This is a genomic window from Thermococcus thermotolerans (genome assembly GCF_024707485.1).
Classification (GTDB): Archaea; Methanobacteriota_B; Thermococci; order Thermococcales; family Thermococcaceae; genus Thermococcus; species Thermococcus thermotolerans.
In genome coordinates this window covers 449,125-460,589 of record NZ_CP102602.1, presented here as the reverse complement: position 1 = coordinate 460,589, position 11,465 = coordinate 449,125, and the positions used below count along the sequence as shown (strand labels likewise).

The 11,465-nt window shown below is 54.1% G+C and carries 11 protein-coding genes and 1 tRNA gene; all 12 read right to left on the bottom strand.

Annotated elements, in window-relative coordinates; all coding sequences use genetic code 11:
- Positions 1-13 precede the first annotated feature (13 nt).
- Positions 14-100 (bottom strand) — tRNA-Ser (locus tag NUS69_RS02705).
- Between the two features lie 16 nt (positions 101-116).
- The gene (rpsJ, locus tag NUS69_RS02700) at positions 117-425 is read right to left on the bottom strand and encodes a 30S ribosomal protein S10 (RefSeq protein ID WP_055429342.1); all 309 of its coding nucleotides are present in this window, start codon (positions 423-425) and stop codon (positions 117-119) included.
- 51 nt (positions 426-476) lie between these two features.
- On the bottom strand, positions 477-1,763 hold the full coding sequence (tuf, locus tag NUS69_RS02695) for a translation elongation factor EF-1 subunit alpha (protein ID WP_055429434.1): 1,287 nt from the start codon (positions 1,761-1,763) through the stop codon (positions 477-479).
- Positions 1,764-2,104: 341 nt separating this feature from the next.
- Positions 2,105-4,303 carry an elongation factor EF-2 gene (locus NUS69_RS02690; RefSeq protein ID WP_258084317.1) on the bottom strand — a complete coding sequence of 733 codons (2,199 nt, stop codon included), beginning with the start codon at positions 4,301-4,303 and terminating at the stop codon, positions 2,105-2,107.
- A gap of 108 nt (positions 4,304-4,411) precedes the next feature.
- A complete protein-coding gene (locus NUS69_RS02685) occupies positions 4,412-5,521 on the bottom strand; it encodes an HD domain-containing protein (protein ID WP_258084896.1) in 1,110 nt (369 codons plus the stop codon).
- A gap of 53 nt (positions 5,522-5,574) precedes the next feature.
- Positions 5,575-6,330 (bottom strand): ABC transporter ATP-binding protein, encoded by a 756-nt coding sequence (locus NUS69_RS02680; RefSeq protein WP_258084316.1) that lies wholly within the window; start codon positions 6,328-6,330, stop codon positions 5,575-5,577.
- Positions 6,327-6,788 (bottom strand): hypothetical protein, encoded by a 462-nt coding sequence (locus NUS69_RS02675; protein WP_258084315.1) that lies wholly within the window; start codon positions 6,786-6,788, stop codon positions 6,327-6,329. Before NUS69_RS02675 ends, NUS69_RS02680 begins: the two co-directional genes overlap by 4 nt.
- Positions 6,785-7,552 carry a hypothetical protein gene (locus NUS69_RS02670; RefSeq protein WP_258084314.1) on the bottom strand — a complete coding sequence of 256 codons (768 nt, stop codon included), beginning with the start codon at positions 7,550-7,552 and terminating at the stop codon, positions 6,785-6,787. The genes NUS69_RS02675 and NUS69_RS02670 overlap by 4 nt, the downstream gene beginning before the upstream one ends.
- 4 nt (positions 7,553-7,556) lie before the next feature.
- On the bottom strand, positions 7,557-8,642 hold the full coding sequence (locus NUS69_RS02665) for a hypothetical protein (RefSeq protein ID WP_258084313.1): 1,086 nt from the start codon (positions 8,640-8,642) through the stop codon (positions 7,557-7,559).
- Complete coding sequence (locus NUS69_RS02660) at positions 8,639-9,712, bottom strand: hypothetical protein (protein WP_258084312.1); 1,074 nt, start codon at positions 9,710-9,712, stop codon at positions 8,639-8,641. The genes NUS69_RS02665 and NUS69_RS02660 overlap by 4 nt, the downstream gene beginning before the upstream one ends.
- Positions 9,706-10,803 carry a hypothetical protein gene (locus NUS69_RS02655; RefSeq protein WP_258084311.1) on the bottom strand — a complete coding sequence of 366 codons (1,098 nt, stop codon included), beginning with the start codon at positions 10,801-10,803 and terminating at the stop codon, positions 9,706-9,708. Before NUS69_RS02655 ends, NUS69_RS02660 begins: the two co-directional genes overlap by 7 nt.
- Before the next feature lie 55 nt (positions 10,804-10,858).
- Positions 10,859-11,218 (bottom strand): hypothetical protein, encoded by a 360-nt coding sequence (locus NUS69_RS02650; protein WP_258084310.1) that lies wholly within the window; start codon positions 11,216-11,218, stop codon positions 10,859-10,861.
- Positions 11,219-11,465: the final 247 nt, after the last annotated feature.

The following is an 11,465-nucleotide window of genomic DNA, read 5'->3' as shown; positions in this document are numbered from 1 at the left end:
TTTAGAAGGATTTTGGCGCCGGGGCAGGGATTTGAACCCTGGCGGGCAAACGCCCACGGACTCTCCAGGCCCGCGCCTTCCCAGGCTAGGCTACCCCGGCGCAAAAAGGAGGAGAATCATGAGATGAGCTCGATCTCGATGGTGACGTCCTCGGGGACGCGAATGCGCATGATCTGGCGCATGGCCCTTTCGTCGGCCTCAATGTCAACGAGCCTCTTGTGAACGCGGAGCTCAAACTTGTCGAAGGTTGCGGTGCCCTCGCCGTCCGGGCTCTTCCTGGTGGTGATCCTTATCCTCTTGGTCGGGAGCGGTATGGGTCCGCTCATCCTGACGCCGGTCCTCTCGGCTATCTGCTTGATCTGGTCGGTGACCTCGTTGAGGGCCTTAATGTTGGTGCTCGCGAGCTTAATCCTTGCCTTCTGCATTTCCGTCCCTCCTAAGGCTTAAGGAAGTAAAGGAAAGGTCAGAGAAGGCCTTCACTCGGCCTTCTGGATGGAGATAACCATACCGGCGGCGACGGTCTGGCCCATGTCACGGATGGCGAACCTGCCCATCTGCGGGATCTCCTTGACCGGCTCGATGACCATCGGCTTGGTCGGCCTGAGGACGACGATGGCGGAGTCACCGGTCTTGATGAACTGCGGGTTCTCCTCGACGATGTTGCCGGTCCTCGGGTCGAGCTTGGCGAGGAGCTGCTCGAACCTGACGGCGACCTGGAGGGTGTGCGCGTGGAGGACCGGGGTGTAGCCGACGGTGATGGCGGTCGGGTGGTTGAGGACGATGATCTGGGCCTTGAAGGTGTCCTTCGGCCTGACGACGGTCGGCGGGTTGGTGGTGTGTCCGGCAACGTCACCGCGCTTTATGTCGTTCTTACCAACGCCACGGACGTTGAATCCGATGTTGTCACCCGGAAGGGCTTCCTGCATGGCCTCGTGGTGCATCTCGATGCTCTTGACCTCACCCTGGATCGGCTTGTGGAAGATGGTGCTGGCCGGCTCGAAGATAACGACGTCACCGACCTTGAGGACACCGGTCTCGACACGGCCGACCGGGACGGTACCAACACCCTTAATGGAGTAGACGTCCTGGATCGGGATGCGGAGCGGCTTGTCGGTCGGCTTCGGCGGCTCGGGGATCTGGTCGAGAGCGTCGATGAGGGTCGGGCCGTTGTACCAGGGCATCTTGTCGCTCTTCTTGACGACGTTGTCGCCCTCCCAAGCGCTGATCGGGATGATCGGGAAGTCCTTGTAGCCGAGCATCATGAGGAGCTTCTTGACCTGCTCAGCGACCTGCTTGAACTTCTTCTCGTCGTAGTTGACCATGTCCATCTTGTTGATGGCGACGATGATGTGGCCGATACCGAGGGTCCTGGCAAGGAAGGCGTGCTCCTTGGTCTGCGGCATGACACCGTCAGTGGCGGCAACGACGAGAACTGCCGCGTCGGCCTGGCTGGCACCGGTGATCATGTTCTTAACGAAGTCCCTGTGGCCCGGAGCGTCGATGATGGTGATGTACCTGTGCGGGGTCTCGAACTTAGTGTGGGCGACGTCGATGGTGATACCCCTCTCGCGCTCCTCCTTGAGCCTGTCCATGACCCAAGCGAACTTGAAGGACTTGCCCTTCTCACCCATCTCCTCGAACTTCTTGATGATGTTCTCCGGGATGTTGGCGGTGTCGAAGAGCAGCCTTCCGATGGTGGTGCTCTTTCCGTGGTCGACGTGGCCTATAAAGACGATGTTAACGTGCGGCTTCTCCTTAGCCATTTTCATACACCTCCATATTTTGGTCTAGTCTCGTTGACTAGGATGGCTTTTTAAATCTTTCGAACCTCGGCCCCCTCGGGCGGGAAACCCGCCTTTTTTCGGGGAGGCCTCATGAGTTCCGTCCCTAAGTTACGAAGCGGGTTTAAAAAGTTAACTAATGGGCGTTGGCAGGAACCTGTCAATTTTCAGGGCGAACTCGCAAGTTCGGCCTTCACGGCCAATATCCGCCCTCAGAGACCATAACACAAGTATCTCAGGGGCAAGTTACAAATCATTCTCCAGCGAGAATGGGTGAATGAAAGGATAAAGCTAGAATAGAAAAGCTCGGAGGGCAAAAACCCTCACTGCTGCGGGCAGACGTCCTGCTCCTTCGGCGGGTTCGGGTCGAGGCCCTTCCTCTGCCTGATCTGCCTGATGATGTTCACGGCGAGCTCTCCCGGAACGCGCTTGAAGCCCGCGTGCTCGGTGCTCCAGAGGGCCCTTCCGCTGGTGGCGCCACGGATGGCTCCGGCGAATCCGAACATCTCCGCAACCGGGGCCTCGGCGATGATGATCATGACCTCGCCTTCCTGCCTCATGTCGATGAGCTGGCCGCGCCTCTGGTTGATCTCCCTGCTGACGGCACCCATGTACTCGTAGGGCACGTTGATGATGACCTTCTGGTACGGCTCGTAGAGGATCGGCTGGGCCTTCATCATGGCACACTGGATGGCACCCCTGATGGCCGGGTAGATCTGGGCCGGACCGCGGTGGACGTTGTCCTCGTGAATCTTGGCGTCGTGCAGGCGGACCATGACCTTCATGACGGGCTCCCTGGCGAGCGGGCCCTCGTCCATGGCCTGGTGGAATCCATCAACGAGCAGGTCCATAACCTCATTGAGGTACTGGATACCCTTGGTGTTGTCGAGGAACAGGTTGCCGTTGTAGATGTCCACGATACCCTTGGCGACCTCGTAGTCCATGCCGAGCTCGGCGAGCTTCTTGGCGACCTCCTTCGGGTTCTTGGGCCTGCCCTCTGGGATGAGGCCCTCGCGGATGGCCTGGTAGATCTCGTCCGGAAGCGGCTCGACGGTGATGTAGAACCTGTTGTGCTTGTTCGGGCTCTTTCCTTCAACTATCGGGCTCATCTTGCTGACGCTCTCGCGGTAGACGACGATCGGCGGGCTGACCTCAACGTCGAGCTTCCAGTCCTCCTTGAGCTTGACGAGCTTGACCTCAAGGTGGAGTTCACCCATACCGCTGAGGAGGTGCTGGCCGGTCTCCTCGTCAATCTTGACGTGGAGCGTCGGGTCCTCCTTGGCGAGCTGGCGAAGGGCTTCGATGAGCTTCGGAAGGTCTTTAACGTTCTTGGCCTCGATGGCGACGGTAACGACCGGCTCGCTGGTGTAGTGCAGGGCCTCGAACGGCTCAATCTGCTCCTGGGCGACGGTCTCACCGGCCATGGCGTCGCGGAGACCCGTTACGGCGACGATGTTTCCTGCAGGAACGGCCTCCATGTTGACCCTCTCGGGGCCCATGTAGATACCAACCTGCTGGATTCTGGCCTTCCTCTTGGCGTTGATGAGGTAGACCTCCTGGCCGGTCTTCACGGTACCGCTCCATACACGGCCGGTTGAAACCTCACCGGCGTGCTTGTCGAGGATGATCTTGGTAACGACCATGATCATCTTGCCCTTCGGGTCACACTTGAGCATGGCCTGACCGATCTCGCTCTCGACTTCTCCCCTCCAGAGGTGTGGAATCCTGTACTTCTGGGCCTCCAGCGGGTTCGGGAGGTGCTTGACGACCATATCGAGGACAACGACGTGGAGCGGGGCTTTCTGCCTGAGGGTCTTGAGGTCGCCAGCGTTGGTGAGCTCGACGATGTCCTTGAAGGAAACGCCGGTCTTCTTCATGAACGGAACGCTGAGGGCCCAGTTGTAGTAAGCGCTACCGAAGGCAACGCTGCCGTCCTCGACCCTGACCATCCACTGGCTCTTGAACTCGTCCGGGGCGTACTTCTTGATGAGCCTGTTGACGTCGGTGATTATCTTGGCGAACCTCTGGAGTATCTCGTTCGGGCCGAGCTTGAGCTCCTTGATGAGGCGGTCAACCTTGTTGATGAAGAGAACCGGCTTGACGTACTCCCTCAGGGCCTGCCTGAGAACGGTCTCGGTCTGCGGCATGACTCCCTCGACGGCGTCAACGACGATGATGGCACCGTCGATGGCACGCATGGCCCTGGTAACGTCACCACCGAAGTCAACGTGACCCGGGGTGTCGATGAGGTTGATGAGGTAATCCTGCCCCTCGTAGTTGTGAACCATCGAGACGTTTGCCGCGTTGATGGTGATTCCTCTCGCCTGCTCCTGCTCGTCGAAGTCAAGGACGAGCTGCTTTCCGGCGAGCTCCTCGCTTATCATTCCGGCACCGGCGAGCAGGTTGTCGCTCAGCGTCGTCTTACCGTGGTCAATGTGAGCGGCGATACCCATGTTCCTGATCCTCTCGGGCTGGGTCATGAGCTCCTTGATCTTCGCAATCATCTCTTCCCTTCTTCCCATTTACACCACCTTCTAACCTGATGAGCTTGTTCACCACTCACTTAAGAAGCCCAGTTATAAATCTTTCCCAGCGGAAAAATCGAGAGTCGGCCGAAGCGCTTAAACTACTTAAGGTTTTTGGATGGCAAAATCAACCCCGCGGCGGCCGAAGAAATCCTCCATAAATTCCACAGCCCGTCCCCTCACGTCGGCCCTCGCGTAAACCCCCCAGCGCCAGTGGGTGTCCTTCAGTTCAACCAGCGAGCGGACGAGAGGTGAGACCTCGCTCAATCTTTTAAGCCTGCCGTCCGCAACCACAAAGGCGTTTTTCTCCTCGAACTTGGGTTTCGGAGGATAATCTACGAGAACCAGATGGCCGAACTCGGCTTCGAGTTCCCTCATAAGATCCCCAACGAACTCCCTGCCCGGATCATGGCCGCTGTAAAGAACGCGCTTGTAGAGCCTCCTGTCATCTATGGCCTTGACGAGCTCGCGAACTTCGTCCTTCTCGCTCCTCCTGAGCCGGGCAACCAGATCGACCTCATCCATGACGCGGATTTCATCGAGAGACAGACCCTCCAGTTCGACCGCCTTGACGAGCATTGCGCTAGCGATCCTCGAAACGTGGTGTCCGTAAACGGTGGGATACATCATGCTCCTCGCAAGGAGGAGGCTCTGTGCGGCCATGATGCCCTTCTCACCGATTATCAGCCTCTCACCATCGTAGTGCAGGTTCCTCACGAGCCTGTCCAGGTCGACCAGCCCATAAGCGACGCCGGTGTAGTACGCATCGCGCACCAGGTAGTCCATTCTGTCGGCATCGATGTCTCCGCTCACGAGGGGATGTTTGAGGAACCTCAGGAACTCCTTGAGTGAGTAGCGCTCCCTTATAACATCGCTGATTTCGCCGTGCCTTATGAACCACTTCGTGTTCTCCTCGTGTCTGGGATAGAGGGTTTCGAGGGTATGGCTGAAGGGATAGTGGCCGAGGTCGTGGAGCAGAGCCGCGTAGACTGCGCCTTCCTCGATTTCGGGGTTGTGTTCAGCGATTCGCTTTGCCAGATAGAAGGTTCCGAGCGAGTGCTCGAAGCGGGTGTGCCTGGCGGAGGGGTATGCGAGAAAAGCCAAGCCAAGCTGGGTTATCCTCCTGAGCCTCTGAAACTCAGGTGTATCAACGAGCCTAACCGCGAACTCGTCGAGCTCGATGTGTCCGTATATGGGGTCGTGGATGAGTTTCATTTCCATCACTCCAAGGTGGAAGAAAAAATTAATAAACATAATCCCCGGAGAACTCAATCGTTGGCAGGGGTTTGCCGACCCTCCTGCCCAAGGGAAGAGGGGCCCTCCTGGGCCCCCTTCCTACTTGAACGTCCTATGCGGGGTTTGAACAGCTTCTCGACCTCATCCCGCACATCACTGGCTTTTCCGCTTAGAACGAGCTTCCCGTTGCCTATAACAACAACCCAGTCCACAATGGGTATTATAGGCTCCCAGATGTGGCTTATTACCACAAAGTTTGTTTTTTCTCTCATTTCCTCAATTATCTCAATTACCCTCTCCATGCTGTCGAAGTCTATGTTGGCCAGAGGCTCGTCGAGAAATATTAGCTCCGGCTTTCCTATGAACGCCTGGGCTAGGGAAAGCCTCTTGAGCATCCCCGATGAGTAGCCGTTTATCCTCTTGTCAAGGAAGCTTTTGACCTCGAACATCTCCGCCACGCGCTCTATCTCCTCCTCGCCGGCGCCCTTGCTCCGGGCGAACAGGGTGAGCCACTCCCTACCCGTGGTGAACTGGGGAAAGGCCGGCGGGTCGTATGCAGCGCCGAAGCGGGCCTTAACTTTCCAGTTGTTCCATGGGGTTTCGCCAAATACCTTTATCTCACCTGCTGTCGGCCTGTAAACTCCCGTTGCGAGCTTAAGAAAGGTGCTCTTTCCGCCACCGTTGGGGCCGAGGATCAGCGTGACTCCTTTAGGAATGTCCACAGTGATTCCGTCGAGTGCCCTTATGCTTCCAAAAATCTTTCTGAGGTCTCTGGCCTCGATTATCATCTCCCCCACCTCCACACAACGAGTGCCAGGAGAAGTGCAAAGGCAGAACCACTTATGTAAAGGGCGTTTTGAACCTCCTTTGTCGGGTAGTTTTTGATGAAGCGGAAGGAGCAGGTTAGTTTGTCCGTGCCGTTGTTGATTATCAGGTAGTCCCCCTCGCGCGGAAGAATAAACTGATACCTGGCGTGGCCGTAAACGGCGTGCCTGTCAATCCGTTCCCCGGTTATGATGTCGTAGACCTCAACGACCCCGTTACCGTTGCAGGAAGCCTCGACGAGGGAGCTGGTTGGAGTGTGCGCCGTCACGGTGCCGAGGCTGGTGACGTTTCCCTGGTGTTCAACGGGCTGGAGGAACACCGGGCCTATCGAGCCGACCTCGTTCTCATAGGAATCGTAGACCCACAGGGAGCCAATGGTAAGCAGGAGCATCGCGGAGAGCAGGGCGCCCCAGAACCTCACACCACATCCCTCCTTCTGATGAGAACCCACGAGAGGGCAAAGAGCACCAGCGGAACCAGCAGGCCCCAGCCGATGTACTGTGCTGTGAACGGTGTAAAGTCGGTGCTACCGCTCCGAGATATGGCGTTGATGAAGAGTTGCGGAGGTAGGTTAGAGACCCCGGTCACGCGGGGCGCGTATATCGCCGCGAAGCCGACCATGAAGGCCAGGAACGCATTTGGAGATGCCAGTGAAGTCAGTGTGGCAACCGCTATCAGGTAGAGCACCAGGAAGACCACCAGCACCAACGCGTCGCCGATGAAACCTGACGTTATCTTTGGAAGGTGGCCGGCTATGCTTGCATAGGTGGTCACGCTGATGTAAGTGAAGGGCAACAGTATCATGGCGAACCCGTAGATGAGGAGGGAGAGCAACTTGACCCCAAAGATTTCCGTGTTTGAGTATGGAAGGGAGTAAACCGAGCGGGCAACACCGCTGTCCCTGTCGTAGCGGAAGGTCAAAGCTCCAAGGAGGAGTATCAGGAAGCTCAGCAGGGTCCAGACGTCGTCGAGGGAAAGGAGAGTTTGAACGCTCAGCGCGACACCTGTGGCCTTGGAAGGCCCAAAGAGTTCAATTTCGGTTCCAGAGACAAACCCCATGCTTGAATTAACACTCATAATAGACTGCTTCATTGCCATTCCTGCCAGGAGTATTCCAAACAGCAGGAGAACGTTCTTCACAACGTCGTTCATTTCCCAGCGGAAGAGTGTATAGCGACGTCCCATGAGGTCACCTCCGTTTTTTTAGTGAAGCCCACACCATGGCAATCCCCAGGAAGGCCAGTGTAAGATAGAAAAGATAGCTCGTCACGGTCCAGGGTCTTGTGTATTTTACCCCCTCAACGGCCTCAAACTCTGCGTTCGTGCCGTATAGCACGAGGCCAAACTTCCATGGGCTGTCTTTATTTGACATCATCCGATATCCCGATAATTGGTCCTCAAACACTGCCCATTTCACGCCTATTGCATAAAAATCGGCGTAAGGAGCAGTTCCCATAGCTGTTGGGTATAGGGCAATACCTGTGGACGGATCGTAAATACCCCCAGCACTTGGCCCGCCGAAGGATACTTCAAGTAGAGGATATTTTCTTTCATCATCGACCCTCTGGGACAGCTTGAAGTCCCCCATTGACAGTGCAATGGAGATGAGGGGCGGGCCGAATTTTCCATAGTATGTCATTACCGACTCGTTGAGTGTGCCTACTCTCCAGACCGTCACGTTAAGATTCCCCGAGGTGGAGAACGTCTCGTTGGCCCTTGGCAGGTCGTTGGGATCCACCCAGAGAAACGTGTGCCCATAATAGTTGCCATCTGCATCGAAAACCGCCCCATCGCTGAGCCTTATCAGGTAAGTCCCCGAGATGCTGAGGTTCCTCAGCTTGACCCTAAGCCAGACACAGTCGAGGAATCCAACGTCGTGACTTGGGATGAGCTCTTCGGATATGACGTTTCTGTGATCCCAGAAGACGGGGTATTTAGTGCCGTTCAGAAATGTCGAAAAAATTGTCACGTTCTCCATCGTAATCGTTGCCCTTACTCGTAAATATCCGTCGCTTTCACCCAGAATATCGAACCGGACGGTGGTGTTGTTGTTTGAAAATATCCTGAATAAAGTGCCATTGACCTCAATGAAGATTTCGGCGGTACGTACCTGGCTTGGAGTTGCTCCTTTGACAAAATCAAAGTACGGGTCATACCTCTGGGCCACGTATTCGATGTAAACGCCTGGCTTGGCCCAGTATGGTACACCTGCAATCATTGGAACCTCCAAAAGTGCCAGCATGACAAGAGCAATGACCTTTAGCATCCGTTTCATCGCCTGCCCACCCCCACTAGCTTCAGGTTCCACACTAAGACCCCTGCCAGTATTGCAATGCTTGCATAGAACATCCACTTAAGCCCCGTTTTAGGGCGGGGATAGCGGACATCTCTCCCTGTACTCTCAACTTTTGTTGTGAAGTTCTCCAATACGAGTCCCGTGAGGTAGAATTTATCACCTTTAACTTCAACCTGGTAAAGAGAGTACTCATCGACGAAACTTGCGCTTAGAACGCCTAGTGCCCAGAAATCGGGAGCCTCCTGAAACGTTGAAAGGAGGATCCCTCCGGAGGCATCGAACCTGAAAATCATCGCTGAGTATGGGTTATTCTCAATCAGAAAGTCCTTCCTCAGGTGTTGGGTTAGGTTATAGGAGTAGGGTGTTGTGACCACGAGCTTGGTGGGAGGTTCGATTGTTATGTTCCGGATCCTGAAAACATTATCATTGTCAATTTGAACGCTCTTTATTCTTGTGCTGAGGGGGTGAATTGAAAAAGGGGAGTCATTGGTAAGAGGATTCATGGGGTCGTCCCAGAGCATCGTATGGCCGTAAACGGTGCCGTCTTTTATCACCATGCTGTCATTGACCCGTATCCTGTACTTCCCTACTATTGTGAGCTCCCTGAGATGGAAAATATACCACTTCCAGTCTTCAAATCCGGGGTAATGGCTCTTCATGACCTTCGTGGATATGACCTTTGATTCGTTCCAGAATGAGGGAGGAGAAATGCCCGGGGGTAGAAAGGCGCTCACGTTAACATTTTTGAGGATTATCTCCGCCGTAACGTCCACAAACCGGCCATCTCTTTTCAGATGGAACTCCAGTGTTGTTGATCCATAGGTTTTAATTATGTAAAGCACACCCGAGTAGTTGTAGATCAGAATGGATGTTGTTATCCACTCCGGCTTGTCCCCCTGTGAAAGTCGATAATCAACATACGGGGCATAGTAGTTTGCTTCGTAGGTGAGGGAAGCGTTGCCCGCCCAGTAGGGGATTGCCATTGCTAGAGGAAGGATCCCAATGAGGATGACTCCAGCCACCGATATTGAAAGTGCAAGGTTCACCATTTTGGAAGCCCCCCGCTTCTTGTTCCAGCCATTATACCAAGAACGGTTAGTGCTATGTAGAAGACGTACTTCCACGGAGTTTTAGCCTTTGAGAACGGAACCTCTTGGGCCTTCTGGAACTCAGCGTTGGTATCGTAAATCTGGAGAACTGGATACATCGAGTAGTCTGCCTTCACCTCGTTAAAGTAGGCCCCCTTAAGATCGCTGAAGAGTGCGTAAACGATGCCTATGGCCCTGACATCAGCGGGGGGTATCAGCAGGTCACCAGCAATAGTTATCCCACTAGCGGGGTCATACGTAATCCCCCCAATAATCTCATTGTCCCCTGTTCCGAAGGGACACTCTTTGTGGGTTCCCACGGAAAAGCACACTTTTATCGGACTGGGGTTCTTCTGAACCAGCACGACCCTGCCGATTGGTGGGCCAAACGTGCCGTAGTGCGTTACGAGCTTTTTGTCTAGCCCAATGGTCCCGTTGAGGTAGAGAGGTGATGCAACTGGGGTGAGATTAACGTAAGGAGTGTTTGAACCAAAGTTCTCATTAGGATCGTACCACAGAAATGTGTGGCCATAGTGCTTTCCGTTGGGCCCGATGACCATTCCATCGTTTTTCCTTATTGAGTAACTTCCGGCAATTTTCAGCGATTTCATGTGGATTTTATATTCCACAAGACCTGGCCATTTTGTTTTGCTTATGTTGGATGAGACTATCTGTGACTCATTCCAGAAAACTGGCAATTTAGTACTGTTTTTCTGTACAACATCAACGGTGACGTTATAGGCAGTTAGCCGGAAGGCCACTTCCAAATGGGTTCCGTTGTCGCGCTCTATCCCAAAGGTTAGAAAAACGTCCCCCGTCGCGTGAATGTTGAACAGAACCCCACTGCGGTTATAAAACAGTATCATTGTCATCGGGGGTTTCTTAACTCCAAGGGATTCTTTGTACTGGACGTATGGCTCGTATCTTAAAGCAGCATATTTGACGTACACACCAGGCTTAACCCAGTATGGAATGGATAAAACGTGAGGAACAGTCATTAAAAAAAGCATCGAAGCTAATAACACTCCAAACCACTGTATTCCTCTCCCCATACACTTCCCCCCGCATACGAAAAGATAAAAATTTGAAAAGAAATAGGTGTTTTCTTCATATGTATGGCCATCCAGAAGTCGCCGTGACAATTTCTATGGCTATCGGACTGGAACTACTTTCCCTGACTGTCGTGACAGTTGTTACCGAATTGCTGTCTGGGTAGTAGTAATAGTACGAGGCATAATATTCAAGGCTCTGTCCCTTGGTAGTAAGTCCTCCCCGGCCGTACCTGTAAAGGATATCGTAGTTAGTATACGGGTTCTGTTGGTCATACTTGACTCCGACTACTGCAAGTGCCCAGCCATAGTTCCCTTCTCTCCATCCATGTACCTCAGTGGTGACCCAAGTCGTCGCTGCCGCGAACCCTGCCGCCACTACCAGCAGGCCGAACAGTACGGCAACCAACTTTTTCATCTTGCCGACCCTCCTGCCCGAGGGGCGATTAATACGCCCGACCGGGCGATTGGTAGTACCTTAAACCTATATTTAACTTTTACTTCGAAGTTGAAGTACAAATTCCAAAAAAAAATCGGCCATACTGGGGCATAAGCATGACATAGTGCAAATAACGGAGCGGATTACTTCACGTTAATAACCAAGTTATGCCAAGATTGGCGAAGTTGTTTAACAAAATGTTTTATTCCAGCGGAAAAATTTCGGT

Bases quoted from the DNA above. Each gene is read 5' to 3' on its own strand.
- rpsJ (WP_055429342.1), bottom strand. From the start codon at position 425: ATGCAGAAGGCAAGGATTAAGCTCGCGAGCACCAACATTAAGGCCCTC.
- tuf (WP_055429434.1), bottom strand. From the start codon at position 1,763: ATGGCTAAGGAGAAGCCGCACGTTAACATCGTCTTTATAGGCCACGTC.
- NUS69_RS02690 (WP_258084317.1), bottom strand. From the start codon at position 4,303: ATGGGAAGAAGGGAAGAGATGATTGCGAAGATCAAGGAGCTCATGACC.
- NUS69_RS02685 (WP_258084896.1), bottom strand. From the start codon at position 5,521: ATGAAACTCATCCACGACCCCATATACGGACACATCGAGCTCGACGAG.
- NUS69_RS02680 (WP_258084316.1), bottom strand. From the start codon at position 6,330: ATGATAATCGAGGCCAGAGACCTCAGAAAGATTTTTGGAAGCATAAGG.
- NUS69_RS02670 (WP_258084314.1), bottom strand. From the start codon at position 7,552: ATGGGACGTCGCTATACACTCTTCCGCTGGGAAATGAACGACGTTGTG.
- NUS69_RS02665 (WP_258084313.1), bottom strand. From the start codon at position 8,642: ATGAAACGGATGCTAAAGGTCATTGCTCTTGTCATGCTGGCACTTTTG.
- NUS69_RS02660 (WP_258084312.1), bottom strand. From the start codon at position 9,712: ATGGTGAACCTTGCACTTTCAATATCGGTGGCTGGAGTCATCCTCATT.
- NUS69_RS02655 (WP_258084311.1), bottom strand. From the start codon at position 10,803: ATGGGGAGAGGAATACAGTGGTTTGGAGTGTTATTAGCTTCGATGCTT.
- NUS69_RS02650 (WP_258084310.1), bottom strand. From the start codon at position 11,218: ATGAAAAAGTTGGTTGCCGTACTGTTCGGCCTGCTGGTAGTGGCGGCA.